This window comes from Nonomuraea solani (genome assembly GCF_900108335.1).
Lineage (GTDB): Bacteria > Actinomycetota > Actinomycetes > Streptosporangiales > Streptosporangiaceae > Nonomuraea > Nonomuraea solani.
Window position 1 is genome coordinate 878,995 of record NZ_FNVT01000002.1, and the last position, 16,401, is coordinate 895,395.

The following is a 16,401-nucleotide window of genomic DNA, read 5'->3' on the forward strand; positions in this document are numbered from 1 at the left end:
GTGTCGGGGGATGCGGGGGTCGGGTCGTCCGGGCGGGGGGCGGTCATGTCGCGTCGTCTCTGAGTTCTTCCGCCCGGTGCGCCAGCCGTTCCGCGAGCCCCGCCGCCACCTGGAAGTCGAGGCCCTTGATCGTCGAAGAGCCCGCGTGGGACGCCGTACGGATCTCCAGGGTCGCCAGTCCGAGCATCCGCTCGAACCACCCCTGCCCCTTGTCGACCGTCTGAATGCGGCTCACGGGCACGAACACCCACTCCCTCGTCAGGAAGCCCGACCGGGCATAGACGACGTCCCCTGATAGCTCCCAGCGATGTACGGCGTACCGTACGAACGGCTCGGCCACCAGGAACGGCACCGTCACCACCGCGACCCCCACGGGCAGCAGCCACGGGTCGGCGGCCAGCCACCCGGGGATCCACGACCACTCGATCCAGCTGATCCACCGCGACACCAGCAGCGAACCACCCACGAAGAACACCATGGCGACCAGCGACTCGAGCAACCACAGGCGGACGGCCTTGGGTGAGACGCGGTTCGCCGGGTCGCGCAGCGGGCCTGTTGATGTCACAAGGCCAGCTTATGGCTCGCGGCCGGGAGGTGATCTGCGAGGCGGCCGGTAAAGATCGACCGGCCGTCCCGGCGTGTCTGCCGACCGCCGGATCGGCCCTGGTGCATGCTCAGTGGCGGCCGGCCGCAGGCTGTCGAGCTCGGCCACGTCGGCGGCGCCACGTTCGGGGCCATCCAGGCCCGGCCAGCGCGAAAACCGCACCACAGCGCGCACCAGACGCAACGTGGCAGCCGCCGTCCGCGAATCCCACCCCCGCCACCCGTCACCCGCCGCCGGCCGTGAGCAGTCGCACGTTGTACCGTTTGCCGTGGGCTGGCGCACCTGGTTTTTGCGGGTGGCGGGCGACCGAAACCGTGTCCGATTTGTCGGGGTAGTCCAGTGAGCCCGCCCGCGCCGCCCCCGGACCGCGAAGGACCAGGCCAGCGGCGTTCCCCCGGCACACCCCGCGCCGCCCGTCAAAAGCACGGCGGAGGTCATGCTTGTGTCCAAGGTCACTACTCGGATGCCGTGATTCTTGCCGGTTTCGGATCCTTTACCGAGCACCGACCATCGGGAAACGGTCTGCGCACCGCCGAGAGCCGCGTAGCATCATCCGGCATGGGGCTGTGTAACACGGCATCACGCGTGCGGCGCATCGCTGTCAGTGTGACAGCGGTGACCGTTGCGTTCGCGTTGTCGGGTTGCGGCAGCTTCATCGGCAGGTCACAGGCCAAGGACATCGCCGAGATCAACGTCTCGAGTCCCGAGCTGCGCGAGGGCAAACCGTTGCCGCGCGCGTTCTCCTGCCGTGGCGACCAGAGCAGCCCGCCGCTGCGCTGGTCGAGCCAGCCACTGTCAGAGGCGAAGTCGATCGCCATCGTGGTCGACAGCCACACCACTTCGGAATCGGCCGTGCACTGGGTGCTCTACAACATCCCGGCCACCACGACCGAGCTGGGCGCCAACGCCAGCGCCGATCCCCCCGAGGGGTCCGGCCAGGCCAAGACGACCAGTGGAAAGGCGGGCTACGAGCCCCCTTGTCAGGAATCCGGTAACTACCGCTTCAGCGTCTACACGCTGGACGGCAAGGTCGATCCCAAGAAGGACGACTCGCTATCCGCGATCTTGAAGCAGATCGCGGATCAGACCATCGCCCGTGGCCGGCTCACAGCGGTGAACATCGAGTGACCGGACGAACACGACATGTAGTACCGGTGTACCAATTCTTCACGTAGGGTGTGACAACTCTCATAGTGGTCCGACACAATCAGATCCAATTGTTAGGCACTGGTGATCCAAGGGGGCAGGTCGCGTCGATGGCCGCGCGATCTCATCGGTGCCAGAGGGAGGCCATGGCTTTGAGGGTGGTGCAATGATCGCGGTCGTCGTGAGCTTGGTCGCTGTCGTGCTCCTCGTGCTCGTCGTCGTGGCACTGGGCATGCGTTCGATGAGTCGCCGAGAGAGTTCGCTTCCTCCGGAACGGCTGAAGGAGATGGCCGAGAAGGAGGAGATGACCCATGCTCGCTCCACGGACGAGTTCGCGGCGCATGAGCCGCGGATGAACAATTTCAGCCCGGACTTCAGCCCGATCGACGAGGTCAAGCAGAAGCCCGTGCGCACTGGTCAGCGTGGCAGGCGTGGCGTCGACGAATGGGGCAACCCCAACAACGACGATGACGACGAGGAGTTCTGGGCCAACATCCGCAGCGACGCCGAAGAAGGCGGTTTCGGCGCGGGTGGCACCGTCGCGGCCAGGAAGGCCGCCTCCCGCCCCGTCGAGCGCGAGCGGCCCACTGAGCAGCGTCCCGCCGCCGAGCAGCGTCCCGCCGAGGCCGAGCGTCCCGCCGCGAAGCGGGCCAAGCGCTCCGCCAAGCCGCAGCCCGCCGCCGCGTCCGCCTCGTCCGGCTACGCCGATCCCAACGCGGCCACCGTCCAGGCCCCTCTGCCTCAGCGCCCCGCCCCCCAGCGCCAGGCTCCCGCCGCCGCCGCTTCCTCCAACCTCGCCGACCTGGTCGAGCCGGTCCAGCGCATCACGCCGCCCACGCAGGCCGAGATGGCCGACCAGCGCACCATGACGTTCGCGGCGCCGACGGCCGACGTGATGAGCATCCTCGGCGCGGGCGCCCAGCCGGTGCCCGCCCCCACCTCACGGCCCGCCTCGGTGTCGTCCAACAGCATCCCGGCCTCCCCTGGCACCGGTTACGCCCCCCTCAACGGCAGCGGCGCCTTCCCGGCGGTCAGCCCGGCCTCCAGCGGCAACTTCCCCGCGGCCCAGCCGGCGCCCATCCACGGAGCGCCGACGAGCGACCCGTTCCCCGCCTACAACGGCGCGGCCGACCCGCTCGAGACCACCTGGACCAACCAGCCGGCGGCGTCCGCCAACTGGCCCACTCCGCCCGACATCCTCGACGACCCCGCCCCCGCCGCCTCCGACCCGTACAGCGCCGCGACCTCGTGGCCGGCGTTCGAGCAGCCCGCCGGCCGCCCCCCGGCCTACCCCGCCTCCTACGAGGTGCGCTCCGGCTGGGCCGTGGCCGACGACTCCGACCCGCTCACCGGCCCCTCCCCCGCCACCAGCACCCCGACGGTGCCGGGCCGGGCGGTCGGGGCCTACGACGACGTGCTGTCGCTTCCCCCGACCTCGGTCCCGACGCCGCCCTCGCCGTTCGGCATGGGCGCCTACGAGACGGGCGACATCACCACCAGCCCCGCCGCGGCCTGGCCCGAGCCCCCGTCGGGCAACGGCGCCCAGGCCGGCCGGCCCGCGCAGGGCAACGGCGGCAACCACCGCCGCGCGCCGGAGCAGGACTACCCGCACGACTACTACAGATGATCTCCAGCCCCCATTAATACGTAAAACCCATGTGACACGCCCCTAAAGCGGGGTCGACGGACCAATAGGGTTTGCCCCATGATCCGCGACACGCAGAGTAGCTGGGCGAGCACCCTCCGGCATGATGTGCCAGCCTCGCTCGTGGTTTTCCTCGTCGCGGTGCCCCTCTCCCTGGGCATCGCGATGGCCTCTGGGGCACCGCTGGCCGCCGGTCTGATAGCCGCCGTGGTGGGCGGTATCGTGGCGGGGGCCCTGGGCGGCTCGGCCGTTCAGGTGAGCGGGCCCGCCGCCGGTCTGTCGCTGGTGGTCGTGGATCTCGTGCACACGTACGGATGGCGCGCCACCTGCATGATCACCCTGCTGGCCGGGGCCGTACAGCTCGTACTCGGGGTGTTCAAGGCGGCCAGGGCGGCGCTGGCGGTGTCGCCGGCCGTCATCCACGGCATGCTGGCCGCCGTCGGCGTGATCATCGCCCTCTCCCAGCTCCACGTCGTCCTCGGCGGCAGCTCCCAGCGTTCCGCCATCGCGAACATCGTCGAGCTTCCCGGCCAGATCGCCGACCTGCACGGCCACAAGGTCGCCGTCGGCCTGCTCACGATCACGGTGCTGGCGCTGTGGACGCGCCTGCCGAAGCGCGTCAGGGCGGTCCCCGCGCCGCTGGCGGCGCTGCTCGTGGCGGCGCTGACGGCGTGGACGTTCGGCTGGGACGTCACGCGGGTGGATCTGTCCGACACCGTCACCGAATGGGCCTTCCCGGTGCTGCCGCAGGGCGACTGGCACCTGGTCGTGGCGGCGGTGCTGCTGGTGGCGCTGCTGGCCGGCTGCGAGTCGCTGCTGTGCTCGGTGGCGATCGACGGCAAGCACGGCGGCCGCCGCGTGGACCTGGACCAGGAGCTGACCGGCCAGGGCGTGGCGAACATGGTCACCGGCGCGCTCGGCGGCCTGCCGGTGGCCGGGGTGATCGTGCGGAGCACCGCGAACGTGCAGGCGGGCGCGCGTACCCGCTGGTCGGCGATCCTGCACGGGGTGTGGGTGCTGGTGTTCGCGCTGGGGTTCGGCTGGTCGATCAAGCTGATCCCGCTGGAGGCGCTGGCGGCGCTGCTGGTGTTCATCGGCGTGCAGATGGTGAACCTGGGCCACATCAGGAAGGTGCACGGGCACGGCGAGGTGCCGGTGTACGTGGTCACGATGGGCGCCGTGATCCTGCTCGGGCTGGCCGAGGGGGTGCTGGCGGGGCTGGCCCTGGCCGCGCTGCTCGCGCTGCGCCGGCTGACCTGGGTGACGGTGCTCAAGCGCGAGGACCGCGACGGGCGGCTGCACGTGACGATCTCGGGGTCGCTGACGTTCCTGGGGGTGCCGAGGCTGACGCACGAGCTGCGGACGATCCCGGCGGGCGCGGCCGTGGACCTCGATCTGAACATCGACTTCATGGACAACGGCGCCTTCGAGGCGATCCACTCCTGGCGGCTGGACCACGAGCGCATGGGCGGCACCGTGGACATCGACGAACTGCACGACGAGTGGTACACGCTGGCGGCCAGCGGCGCGCGCATGTTCCCCGTCAAGTCGCCGCCGAAGGCGCCCGACCGCTGGTGGCTGCCGTGGGCGCAGCGGCGCCGCCGTCCCGCCCGTCCTGTGGTGCCGCTGGACGGCGCGTCCGGGCAGGAGGAGTGCCAGCTCACGGCGGGGGCGCGCGAGTTCCATCGGCGTACGGCGCCGCTGGTGCGCCCCATCTTCACCGAGCTGGCTCGGAAACAGCAGCCGACGCATCTGTTCATCACCTGCGCGGACTCCCGGATCATGCCCAGCCTGATCACCGCGAGCGGCCCCGGTGACCTGTTCACGGTGCGCAACATCGGTAACCTGGTGCCGCGCAGGGGGTCGGAGCCGCACGACGACTCGGTGGTGGCGGCGATCGAGTACGCGACGCAGGTGCTGGGCGTGCACACGATCACGGTGTGCGGGCATTCGGGGTGCGGCGCGATGGCGGGGGTGCTGAGCGGCGGGGTGCAGGCGGGCAGCCTGCCGGGGCTGCGCAGGTGGCTGCGGCACGGGGACCACAGTCTGGCCACGTTCATCGAGACCGAGGGAGATCGGCTGCACGGCGGGGCGCTGGACGTGCTGTGCCGGGTCAACGTGCAGCAGCAATTGGAGAACCTGCGGACGTACCGGAAGGTCGACGAGCAGATCAGGGCGGGCAAGCTGGAGCTGGTGGGGCTGTACTTCGACATCGGCTCGGCGCGGGTGCACATGGTGCCGCCGCTGCGGCCCCCGCTCGCCGTCAAGACCGATCGCCGGGTGACGGCCGCGGACGGGCAGTTCTGAGTAATCCTGCGCAGACCGGACGGCGCCGCCGGGGTTAGGGTCGCGGTGCCAGCGAGGTTCTCCTGATGCCCATGGCGCTCCTCGCGACGCCGGTCCTGACTCCCAGGGGCCGGAGGGGCGGAGGTGCCCTCTGTCACGCTATGCCCCCGGGCGGGGGCTGCCGATGGTAGCGAGACAGCGGAATAGTCACCTCCGCCCCTCATCGTTTTCGCACCCCATTTCCCGATATTTCGGGAAATGGGGTTTGGTGCAATATCCAATTCTGTCCTGGTATGGGGTTACCAGAGTTAAATGGGGCGGCAGGAAAAGACCGGCGATTTACCTGTGTGGTCAAGTGACGAACTGGTAAAAGTAAGTCCAAGCATCGTCCACCCGTAAATGGCCTGCCGGCCGAAAGCCGCGAGGACCCATCATGATCACATCGGATCTCCTGATCGGTGCGTTGCTCGGCGGCTCCGCCGTCGCCATCATGGCCGCGCTGGCCGGAGCCCTCGTCCGGCAGACCCTCGCCAAGCGCGCCGCCACCCGGGCCGCCGGCGCCGCCCAGCGAGCGGCGCAGGCGGCGGAGCAGCGCGCCGAGACCGCCCTCAAGAAGGCCGAGGCCGCGCAGCGGCAGGCCGACGCCAACGGGCAGTGGTACGAAGCGGTCGTCGGCGAGTTCGGCCGCCTGGTCGACCGGTTACGCGCGGTCGCCGACATCGAGGCCGGATATCCCGGTGTGGAGAATCCGGGCCCGCTGCACGCGTTCCTGACCGACACCCCCGTCCCCGGCTACTGCCACGACGCCGAGAACCTCGTACGCGACAGGGCGGCCGCCATCCGCAGCGACGTGTCCGCCGCCGCCAGGGCCGGCGTGCGCGGCGTCGCCGACACCGCCCAGTCCTACCTCACCCGGCTGCAGATCAAGATCGACGAAGAGCTCGGCATCCACACCGACATCGGCCCCTTCCACCAGGGCCTGATCGAGATCGACCACCTGGCCACCCAGGCCCTGCACAGCCTGCAGCGGCTGCGCATCCTGGCCGGTTCCTGGCCGGGCGTGCAGCGGGACGACTGCACCTTCAGGGAGATCGTCGAGAGCGCCAGAGGCCGGATCGGCCCCTACCTGCGCGTCGACTACAACTACGAGCCCGAGACCGGGGAGACCTGGGTCGAGGGCCGCGTCGTCGAGCCCATCATCGTCGCCCTGGCCGAGGTGCTCGACAACGCCACCAGCTACTCCGACGACCGCGTGGACGTCTACGTCCAGGAGGTCCAGGCCGGTTACCGCGTCGTGGTGGAGGATCGCGGGCTGGGCATGAACTCCTTCCAGCGGGCCGAGGCCGAATACCTGCTGTCCCGGCACGCGACCCTGGAGGCCGCCGGGCTCAAGGACGAGCGCAAGCTCGGGTTCGCCATCGTCGGGCGGCTGGCCTGCGACTACGGCTTCCGCGTCGACGTCGACGCCCCGTCCAGCAGTAACGGGGTCAAGGCCGTCTGCCTCGTACCGGCTCATCTGACCGGGAGGAGCCCGCGCCCGGAGCCCCGCCAGGCGGCGCCCCCGCCCAGGGAAGAGCCCGAACCGGCCGAGCCGCCGTCGATCACCACGGCGGCGGGCTTGCCCAAACGCCAGGCGCACGCGCGGCCCGCACCGACCGCCCGGTCTCCGATCACCGGCGCCGTTCCCGCCGAAGGGGAGGACGCCGGCATGGAATCGCTCTTCGAGGCGCTGCGCGCCGGATACGCCGACCGTGACACCGAGCAAGGACAGTCATAGCCATGACCACCCAGCCCACCGCCGACATGATCGACATGACCGGGACCCTCAACCGGCTGGTCACCGAGCACGACGCCATCGTCAACGCGATGCTGTTCACCACCGACGGGCTGCTGCTGGCGCGCTCGCAGCGCCTCAGCCAGGAGGAGGGCGAGCGCACGGCGGCGATGATGGCGGGCCTGCAGTCGCTGCAGCGGCAACTGGCCGGCTTCTGCGGCATGCCGCCCGAGCAGCAGCTCGCGGCGCCGTGGCGGCACATGATCAGCGATCTGACCGATGTGACCGTGCTGCTGTTCGCCGCGGGCGAGCGTACCGGGCTGGCGGTGTCGGTCCGTGGCGGCTCCACGACCGCGCCGGTCGGCGTGGCCATCCAGGCCATCATGAAGACGATCAGGGGCCTCCAGCCGGTGCTGGGCGCCCGGGAACGGGGCAAGCCCTCGTGAGCGACCCGGCGCAGCGGCGGGCCGGTGTGGTGCGCTCGCACGCCGCCACCGGTGGCAGCCCCATGCCGTCCCCCTCCCCCTTGGACGAGGCCACCCTCCTGATCGCCGACCCCGGGCGGCCGCTCGACGGCCTGGCCGCCCACGCCCGGCGCACGATGGCGTTGTGCCTGCCGGGCGTGCTGTCCGTGGCGGAGGTCTCGTACCATCTGCGGCTGCCCGGCGCGGTCGTCAAGGCCATCGTCACGGCGCTGATCGACAGCGGGCATCTGTCCGCCCGCGCGCCCTATACCCCCACCGCCGGACATTTCGATGTCGAATTCCTCCAGCAGGTGTTGGATGCCTTACACAAACTCTGATCGTTATGTACCGGTCGCGGCGCGTCCGGTGAAGATCGTCGTACTGGGCCCGTTCGCAGTGGGTAAAACAACGTTCATCGGCACCGTGTCGGAAATTCGGCCGATGCACACAGAAGAACAAATGACCCAAGCGGGACAACTCGTGGACGACCTTCATGATGTGCGCGACAAGAGCACGACCACCGTCGCGATGGATTTCGGTCGTCTCACCCTCACCTCCGACATCGTGCTCTACCTGTTCGGCGCCCCCGGGCAGCAGCGGTTCAGCGGCATGGTCCGCTGTCTCATGGAAGGCGCCCTGGGCGGGCTGGTGCTGGTCGACACCCGCCGCATCGAGCAGAGCTTTCCCGCCATCGACCTGCTGGAGGAGGCGGGCCTGCCCTACACCGTCGCCGTCAACCACTTCGACGGCGGCCCTCGATACGCCGAGGCCGACCTGCGCGACAGCCTCAGCCTGCCCCTCGACCGTTCCCTGGTCAGCCTGGACGCGCGCGAGCTCCGCTCCGCCAAGCAGGGTCTGATCGCCCTCGTCACCGCCATCCTCTCGCAGTCCCGCCTGGAGCCCGCCCGATGATCCCCTCCTCCCCCTCCTCGGTCCGGCTGTTCGGCGACGTGTTCGCCATCCGCCCGCAGGACGCCTACCAGGCGTTGCGCGCCGCGGGCCCGATCGCCTGGGCCGAGATCGCCGAAGGCGTGCACGCCCTGGTCGTCACCAGCCGGCACGCCGCCCGCGATCTGCTCAACGACGACGCCACGTACAGCAAGGACAGCCGGTTGTGGGGCGACCTGGCGAAGGGGCGCGTGCCGCGGGACAGCCCGGTCCTGGCCCTGATGGCCTACCGCCCCAGCCTCCTGTACGCCGACGGCGGCCCGCACGCCCGGCTGCGGCACGCCATGGACGACTGCCTGGCCCGGATCAACCTGCACCACCTGCACGACAACACCCGCGCCCACGCTTCGCGCCTCATCGACGGCTTCGCCCTAGAGGGGCACGCCGACCTGATGGCGCAGTACGCCGACACGCTGCCGCTGCGGGTCTTCACCGACCTGCTCGGCTGCCCGCCGCCCCTGGTCGAGCGCATGCTCACGGCCTGCCAGGGCATGATCAACGCCGGCCCGGAGGCCGAGCAGGCCGCGGGCGACCTCGCGCAGTGCCTGGCCGAGATCATCCAGATGAAGAGCACCCGGCCGGGAGACGACTGCACCTCGTGGATGTTGTCGCACCCCGCCCGGCTCACGCCCGAGGAGATCCTGCATCAGCTCGTCGTCCTCATCGGCGCCGGGACCGTCCCCACCGCCGCCTGGATCGCCTCCACGCTACGCCTGCTGCTGACCGACAACGGCTACGCCGGCGACCTGGCCGGCGGTGCGGTCACGGTCCGCCGGGCCATGGAGCAGGTGCTGTGGACGCGTTCGCCCATGGCCAACTTCTCCGTCCACTACGCCCGCCACGACACCGCCCTGTACGGCGTCCCCATCCCGGCCGGTGTGCCCATCCTGATCAGCCACGCCGCCACCGGGACCGATCCCTCACTCCCCCATCCCGGCTACGACAACCGCTCCCACCTGGCCTGGTCGGCCGGGCCACACCGCTGCCCGGCCGAGAGCCACGCCTCCGTGATCGCCCAGACCGGCATCGAGACACTCCTCGACCGGCTGTGGAAGGTCGACCTCATCGACGCCGACACACCCCATCGGCCAGGTCCGTTCCACCAATGCCCCGCCACCCTCGGCATCCGCTTCCGTCCGCACGCGGCGGACACCCCCGCCACCGCACCGCCCGCCGGAGGTAACCGTGACCACGATCCTCGACCCCACCGGTACACACCTGTATGAACAGGCCGACCAACTGCGCTCCGCCGGCCCCGCCACCCGCGTCCTCCTCCCGCACGACCTCGTCGCCTGGTCCGTCACCCGCGGCGACGTCGTCAAACACCTGCTCACCCATCCCGACGTCTCCAAGGACGCCCGCAAGTCCTGGCCCGGTTACCGCCCCTTCGCCATCGCCTGGCTGACCGCCTGGGTCGACGTCGTCAGCATGTTCACCGTCGACGGCGGCGACCACAAACGCCTCAAGGACCTGGTCGGCGGGGCCTTCACCGGCCGCCGCATCAACGCCATGCGCCCCGCCATCGACGCCATCGTCACCTCGTTGCTCGACGACCTGGCCACCACCGTCCCCGCCGACCGGCCGGTCGACCTGCGCGCCCGCTTCTCCTACCGCATCCCCAGCCGGGTCATCTGCGACCTGTTCGGCGTACCGGACGAACTGCGCCCCGCCACGCTCGCCGCCATCGACGCCGTCCTGGACACCAGCGTCACCACCGAGCAGGCGACCACAGTGCAGACGAACCTGTTCGCCGCCATCCACGGCCTCATCGCCGCCAAACGCGACCGGCCCGGCGACGACCTCACGAGCCTGCTGCTGAACCAGCTCACCATGGAAGAGCTCGTCAGCACGCTGATCCTGATGATCGGCGCGGGCAGCGAGACCACGGTCTCCCTCATCGACCACGCCACCATCGCCCTGCTGACCCATCCCGGCCAGCTGGCGACCGTCCGCGCGGCCCCCGACCGGTGGAGCGACGCCATCGAGGAGAGCCTGCGCCAGCATCCGCCCATCATGCACCTGCCACTCCGCTACGCGACCGCCCCCATCGACCTCGGCGACGGCGTCGTCATCGCCGCGGGCGACCTCATCCTCATCGGGTTCGGCGCGCACGGCCGTGACCCCGCCGTCAACCCCGATCCCGACCGTTACGACATCGACCGGCACGACCGGCAGCACCTGGCGTTCGGCTACGGCATGCACTTCTGCCTGGGCGCGCCGCTGGCTCGGCTGGAGGCCGGGATCGCGCTGCCCGCCCTGTTCGCCCGGTTCCCGGGCCTGCGGCTGGCCGAGCCGGACCGCGCGCCGGCGCCTCAGCCGTCGTTCATCAGCAACGACGTCCGCGAACTGCCCGTTCTGCTGGGGCCCGCGCGGTGACGACCTGGTACGGGCGGCTGCCACCTTTTTGTGGCTAACGCCCTGGAAACATCCGCCCCGCGATGCTGCCTGCCATGTGTTCCCGTCACACTTTCGCGTAGGCCGTCGTGCTCCGGGCGCTGGTGGCCTTGATCGCGTCGATGACCGTCCTGACGTCGAACGGCGCTGACGAAAGGACGCTGACCCGCTACCTGGACGGCCTCTCCGGCGATCTGTCGGTGTCGGTGCGGGAGCTCTCGACCGGTTTCTCCTACACCTACAACCGCGGGCTCAGGACGGCCACGGCCAGCATCGTCAAGGTGAACATCGTGATGGCCCTGCTGCTCAAGCGCCGGCGGCTGTCGGACTGGGAGAAGCGGGCGGCGGCGCGGGCGATCAAGGTGAGCGACAACGCCGCCGCGTCCGCCCTGTGGTCGGCGATCGGCGGCGCGGCGGGGCTGGCGGCCGCCAACAAGCGGCTCGGCCTGCGCGAGACCCGTCCCGGGAGCGCCTGGGGTGCGACCACCACCAGCGCCGCCGACCAGGTCCGGTTGCTGAACGCGCTGGTCTCGCCCAAGAGCCCGCTACCGGCCGAGCACCGCGCGTACATGCTGCGCCTGATGGGCGACGTGGCGCCGGAACAGGCGTGGGGCGTCAGCGCGGCCGGGCGGGCGGAGCTGAAGAACGGCTGGCTGCCACGGGCGCGCGACGGGGGCCGGTGGACGGTCAACAGCATCGGGCGGGTGCGGGACGGCGGGCGTACGTACCTGATCGCGGTGATCTCGAAGGGGAACACCTCGATGGGGGCCGGGGTGAAGGCGATCGAGCACGTCGCCAGGGCGGTCTGCTCCTGTGCTGGTGTGGCGCGGCATGCTGGAAGGGTCTGCCGGTGACTCTGAGGGGACCTCGATGAACTTCCAGCACCCGCGCTTCGCCCGCATGTACGTGGAGGCGTCCGAGATGGCCGACCGGCGGGGCGCGTACGAGCACCGGAGGCGGCTGGTGGCCGGGCTGACCGGGAGAGTGATCGAGATCGGCGCCGGCAACGGCCGCAACTTCCCCCACTACCCGGCGGCGGTCACCGAGGTGGTGGCCGTGGAACCGGAGGACACGCTGCGCCGGTTCGCCGAGTCACAGGCCAAGTCGGCCCCGGTCCCCGTGTCGGTGGTGCTCGGGCACGCCGAGGCACTGCCCGCCGGGGACGCCTCCTTCGACGCGGCGGTGGTGTCCCTGGTGCTGTGCTCGGTGCCGTCGCAGTCGCGGGCGCTGACGGAGATCCGGCGGGTGCTCAGGCCGGGTGGGCTGCTGTGCTTCTACGAGCACGTACGCTCATCCAACCCGGTGCTCGGCCTGGTCGAGGACCTCATCACGCCCGCGTGGCGCCGGGCGGCGGCGGGCTGCCGCCCGAACCGGGACACGGTGCGGGCGATCGAGCGGGCGGGGTTCGCGGTGGGGGACGTCGAACGCTTCACCTTCGCACCGCAGCCGCTGATCCCCCGGATGGCCCACGTCCTCGGGCATGCCCGGGCGCCCGCTTGAAGGCCGGCTGTCCTGCGCGGCACCATGAAAGGGCAGCGTCCCATGAATCTTGACCCCGTCTGGACCATCGCGCCAGGCATTCTGATCGCCTGGGCCGCCCTCATGATCGTGGGGCTGCTCATCCTGGTCGCGATGCGGTTGCTCGGACATCGACGACGCGTCCGTCGCCTGAGGATGGGTGACGAGCCGGCCTGTAGGCCGGGTTCTGTCCTTCTTGCGAAGGGACGACCATCCATCTAGGACCGCCGTTGCCGGCGGCCTCGAGCGGTCTACCCGCGCGACTCGGGCGGGCAGCCCTCGAACGTCGCGCGCGGAGCGCTCCGAAGAGCGTTCCTTCTTGACCTTGCTCCGGGTGGGGTTTACCTAGCCGCCCACGTCACCGTGGGCGCTGGTGGTCTCTTACACCACCCTTTCACCCTTACCTCCCGATCAGAACCGGGAGGCGGTCTGCTTTCTGTGGCACTGTCCCGCGGGTCGCCCCGGGTCGGCGTTACCGACCACCCTGCCCTGTGGAGCCCGGACCTTCCTCGGCGGGCCCGAAGGCCCGACGCGGTCGCCCGGCCGACTCGTCTGGTGGAGGTTATCAAATTTCAAGTGACCTCCAAGCCACTCGCAAGATCGATGCGCTGGAATGGCCTGGTCATCGCCTGAGGGGGGCGGTGGCGCCAGCGGCCGTGCCGGGTGCTCACCGAGGCATCCGGCACGGCCTTCGGTCAGCGCAGGTGCGAGGTGTCGTTGAACGACTTCACCACTTCCGGCCCGTCCGCGTAATACTCGATCAGCGACAGGCACGCCAGGTCGAGGTGCATGCGGTAGAGAGCCTGCAGCGGGGCCGTGAGGGCCAGGCGCAGGAGCATCTTGATGGGTGTGACGTGCGAGACCGCCAGGACCGTCTTGCCCTCGTGGCGCTCCACCAGCCGCTCTCGCGCCGTCTCGACGCGGTGGGCGACCGTGGCGAAGCTCTCGCCGCCCGGCGGGGCCACCTCGGGGTCGGCGAGCCAGGCGGCCAGTTCGGCGGGCCAGCGGCGCTGCACTTCGGTGAACGTGTGACCCTCCCAGGCGCCGAAATCGGTCTCCCTGAGGTCTTCGTCCACCTCCACCTCCAGGCCCGTCCGCTGGGCGACCGCCGCGGCGGTCTGGCGGGCGCGCTTGAGCGGCGAGGTGACGATCACGTCCAGCCGGTACGGCTCCCGCGACAGCCTCTCGGCCGCCGCCGACGCCTGGGCCAGGCCGTTGGCGGTGAGCTCGGCGTCGCCCCTGCCCGAGAAGCGGCGTTCGATGGACAGCTCGGTTTCGCCGTGGCGCAGGAGGAGCAGGGAGATGGCGACGCGGGTGGGCGGGGCCCAGCCGGTGCCGGTGCCCTTGCCGCGCTGCTGGGCGGTGGCGATGGAGGCGGTGGGGGCGGATAGTTCGGAAATGTCGCCCGCGTCGAGGAGGTCTGTCTGCTTCGCGGTCAGCGTGGCCCCGGTGCCGCTCCGGGACGGGGCCGCCGCACCCCGAGCCGTCTTTGGGGGCGAATCCGCCGCGCCCGTCGCCTTTGGGTGGGAGTCCGCGGTGCCGGACGAGTCGTCCGGCGGTGTGGTCGTGGTGCCGCCGGCCTTCCAGGTCAGGCCCTTGGCGGCGGCGTCCATGGCCTCGTTGGCCAGGCGGTCGGCGTGCTTGTTGCGTTCGCGGGGGATCCAGGTCCACTCCGTCACCCGCAGCCGCCTGACCAGCGACCCGGCCTCCGCCGCCAGCGGGCGCAGGCCCTCGTTCTTGATCTTCCAGCGGCCCGCCATCTGCTCGACGACGAGCTTGGAGTCCATCCGGACGGCCACCGCCGCCCCGTCGCCGCCCAGGTCCAGCACCGCCCTGAGGCCGGCGATCAGGCCGCGGTATTCGGCGACGTTGTTGGTCGTGACGCCGATCGCCTCGGCCGCCTCCGCCAGCACCTGGCCGTCGGAGGCGTCCATGACGACCGCGCCGTAACCCGCCGGCCCCGGGTTGCCCCGCGAGCCGCCGTCCGCCTCGATGACGTATGAGGTCACAGGCCCGACTCTGCGGTGCGTACGAGGATGCGACGGCACTCCTCGCAGCGGATCACGTCGTCGTGGGGGGCGGCCTTGATGCGGTTCATCTCGGCGATGGACAGAGCCACCTTGCAGCCCTGGCATCGGCCGCCGTGCAGCATGGCGGCGCCCACGCCGTACTGATCGCGCAGTTTCTCGTAGAGCTTGAGCAGGTCGGCGGGGATGTCGCCGGAGACGCCTGAGCGGCGGCCCTGGACGTCGCCGGCCTCCTTCTCGATCTCGCCGAGCGCGGAGTCGCGGCGGTCCTCGGCCGCGGAGAGCGCGGCGCGGACCTCGTCGCGCTGCGCCGCCAGGTCGGTCACCTTGGTGTCGGCGGCCTCCCTGCGCTCCATGATCTCCAGCACGATCTCTTCCAGGTCGCCCTGGCGCTTCTGCAGCGAGGCGATCTCGGACTGCAGGCTCGCCAGGTCGCGCGGCGAGGTCACGGCTCCGGAGTCGAGGCGCTTCTGGTCACGGTCGGAACGCGTGCGCACGGCGTCGACGTCGCCCTCCGCCTTGGTCTGCTCGCGCGCCAGGTCGCCCGCCTCGGTCTCGGCCTCGATCACCTGGGTGGCGAGCTTGGCGAACAGCTTCGAGCGCTCGTCGATCTCGGCCAGCTCGGGCAGAGTGCGGCGGCGGTGGGCCAGCCGGTCAATCACGGAGTCGAGCTCTGCCAGGTCGAGCAGTCGCTTCTGTGCCTCAGGGGCTGCTTTCATGATCAATATCCTTTTGTCCAAGCATCGGTGACCGTGGCGGAGACACGCGTTTCAACGGTAACGCCACTCGCGTGCAGGATGGACGCCGCGCTGTCGAGCCACGGCCATTCGGTCGCCCAGTGGGCGGCGTCGATCAGCGCGGGGCCGCCCGACTCCACGAACTCGCTGGCCGGGTGATGCCGCAGGTCGGCCGTCAGGAAGACGTCGACGCCGGCGGCCGCGGCCGTACCGAGGAGGGAGTCGCCCGCGCCTCCGCTGACGGCCACTTTCGAGACCGGACGGGACGGATCACCCGCCACCCGGATGCCCCAGGACGTTTCGGGCAGGCCGTTCGCCACCAGCGCAGCGAACTCCCCCAGCGGCATCTCCCGCGGCAGCTCCCCGATGCGGCCCAGCCCGCGCCAGGGGTCGTCCGGGAACGGTTTGAGCGGCACCAGGTCGCCCACCAGGCCGACCGCTCTGGCCAGGGCGTCGGACACTCCGGGATTGGCCACGTCGGCGTTGGTGTGGGCGGTGTAGAGGGCGATGTCGTGCTTGATCAGGGTATGGAGGAGCCGGCCCTTGGGCGTGGTCGTGGCGACGCTGGTGGTGCCGCGCAGGTAGAGGGGATGATGGACGACGATCAGGTCGGCGCCCCACTCCAGGGCCTCCTCGGCCACGGCGGAGACCGGGTCGACCGCGAGCAGCACCCGCCGCACCACCTGCGCGGGATCGCCGGTGACCAGGCCCACCGCGTCCCACGACTCGGCCCGGGCGGGCGGGTAGGCCGCCTCGAGCACCTCGATCACGTCCGTCAACGTCTCAGCAGCCACCTGCGCAGACTATCGGCCTGCGGGGAGGGGTGTGGCGGGGCTGTGGAGGGGTGTCTTGAGAACG

The 16,401-nt window shown here is 70.8% G+C and carries 15 protein-coding genes and 1 other RNA gene; 11 read left to right on the plus strand and 5 right to left on the minus strand.

The annotated features are described in order from the left end of the window. Window positions 1-43: 43 nt before the first annotated feature. The gene (locus tag C4V41_RS09735; protein ID WP_235030010.1) at window positions 44-565 is read right to left on the minus strand and encodes a PH domain-containing protein; all 522 of its coding nucleotides are present in this window, start codon (window positions 563-565) and stop codon (window positions 44-46) included. Between the two features lie 654 nt (window positions 566-1,219). On the opposite strand from C4V41_RS09735, the gene C4V41_RS09740 reads away from it, so the two are divergent. From C4V41_RS09740 to C4V41_RS09790, 11 genes are all read left to right on the plus strand, one after another. Beyond that, the gene (locus tag C4V41_RS09740; protein ID WP_200823853.1) at window positions 1,220-1,732 is read left to right on the plus strand and encodes a YbhB/YbcL family Raf kinase inhibitor-like protein; all 513 of its coding nucleotides are present in this window, start codon (window positions 1,220-1,222) and stop codon (window positions 1,730-1,732) included. A 184-nt stretch (window positions 1,733-1,916) separates the two neighbouring features. Next, window positions 1,917-3,377, plus strand: coding sequence for a hypothetical protein (locus tag C4V41_RS09745; protein WP_103955419.1), 1,461 nt, complete (start codon window positions 1,917-1,919; stop codon window positions 3,375-3,377). A 78-nt stretch (window positions 3,378-3,455) separates the two neighbouring features. Then, window positions 3,456-5,702 (plus strand): SulP family inorganic anion transporter, encoded by a 2,247-nt coding sequence (locus C4V41_RS09750; RefSeq protein WP_103955420.1) that lies wholly within the window; start codon window positions 3,456-3,458, stop codon window positions 5,700-5,702. A 412-nt stretch (window positions 5,703-6,114) separates the two neighbouring features. Next, a complete protein-coding gene (locus C4V41_RS09755) occupies window positions 6,115-7,458 on the plus strand; it encodes an ATP-binding protein (protein WP_103955421.1) in 1,344 nt (447 codons plus the stop codon). 2 nt (window positions 7,459-7,460) lie between these two features. After that, window positions 7,461-7,901, plus strand: coding sequence for a roadblock/LC7 domain-containing protein (locus C4V41_RS09760; protein ID WP_103955422.1), 441 nt, complete (start codon window positions 7,461-7,463; stop codon window positions 7,899-7,901). Then, a complete protein-coding gene (locus C4V41_RS09765; RefSeq protein ID WP_103955423.1) occupies window positions 7,898-8,257 on the plus strand; it encodes a DUF742 domain-containing protein in 360 nt (119 codons plus the stop codon). Before C4V41_RS09760 ends, C4V41_RS09765 begins: the two co-directional genes overlap by 4 nt. Further along, on the plus strand, window positions 8,238-8,831 hold the full coding sequence (locus C4V41_RS09770) for a GTP-binding protein (protein ID WP_103955424.1): 594 nt from the start codon (window positions 8,238-8,240) through the stop codon (window positions 8,829-8,831). The genes C4V41_RS09765 and C4V41_RS09770 overlap by 20 nt, the downstream gene beginning before the upstream one ends. Next, window positions 8,828-10,093 (plus strand): cytochrome P450 family protein, encoded by a 1,266-nt coding sequence (locus tag C4V41_RS09775; RefSeq protein ID WP_103955425.1) that lies wholly within the window; start codon window positions 8,828-8,830, stop codon window positions 10,091-10,093. Before C4V41_RS09770 ends, C4V41_RS09775 begins: the two co-directional genes overlap by 4 nt. After that, window positions 10,053-11,243, plus strand: coding sequence for a cytochrome P450 family protein (locus C4V41_RS09780; protein WP_103955426.1), 1,191 nt, complete (start codon window positions 10,053-10,055; stop codon window positions 11,241-11,243). The genes C4V41_RS09775 and C4V41_RS09780 overlap by 41 nt, the downstream gene beginning before the upstream one ends. A 140-nt stretch (window positions 11,244-11,383) precedes the next feature. Beyond that, a complete protein-coding gene (locus C4V41_RS09785; protein ID WP_146103604.1) occupies window positions 11,384-12,115 on the plus strand; it encodes a serine hydrolase in 732 nt (243 codons plus the stop codon). Window positions 12,116-12,131: 16 nt separating this feature from the next. Next, window positions 12,132-12,761 carry a class I SAM-dependent methyltransferase gene (locus C4V41_RS09790; RefSeq protein ID WP_103955428.1) on the plus strand — a complete coding sequence of 210 codons (630 nt, stop codon included), beginning with the start codon at window positions 12,132-12,134 and terminating at the stop codon, window positions 12,759-12,761. A 178-nt stretch (window positions 12,762-12,939) separates the two neighbouring features. On the opposite strand, the gene rnpB is transcribed toward C4V41_RS09790, so the two are convergent. The 4 genes from rnpB to C4V41_RS09810 form a co-directional block, all read right to left on the minus strand. After that, window positions 12,940-13,330: RNase P RNA component class A (gene rnpB, locus C4V41_RS09795), an RNA gene on the minus strand. Window positions 13,331-13,474: 144 nt separating this feature from the next. Then, window positions 13,475-14,788, minus strand: coding sequence for a bifunctional RNase H/acid phosphatase (locus tag C4V41_RS09800; protein WP_103955429.1), 1,314 nt, complete (start codon window positions 14,786-14,788; stop codon window positions 13,475-13,477). Then, window positions 14,785-15,525: a zinc ribbon domain-containing protein gene (locus C4V41_RS09805; protein WP_103955430.1), complete on the minus strand. Its 741-nt coding sequence runs from the start codon at window positions 15,523-15,525 to the stop codon at window positions 14,785-14,787. The genes C4V41_RS09800 and C4V41_RS09805 overlap by 4 nt, the downstream gene beginning before the upstream one ends. A gap of 2 nt (window positions 15,526-15,527) precedes the next feature. Continuing rightward, the gene (locus C4V41_RS09810; RefSeq protein ID WP_103955431.1) at window positions 15,528-16,337 is read right to left on the minus strand and encodes a Nif3-like dinuclear metal center hexameric protein; all 810 of its coding nucleotides are present in this window, start codon (window positions 16,335-16,337) and stop codon (window positions 15,528-15,530) included. Between the last annotated feature and the right edge of the window lie 64 nt (window positions 16,338-16,401).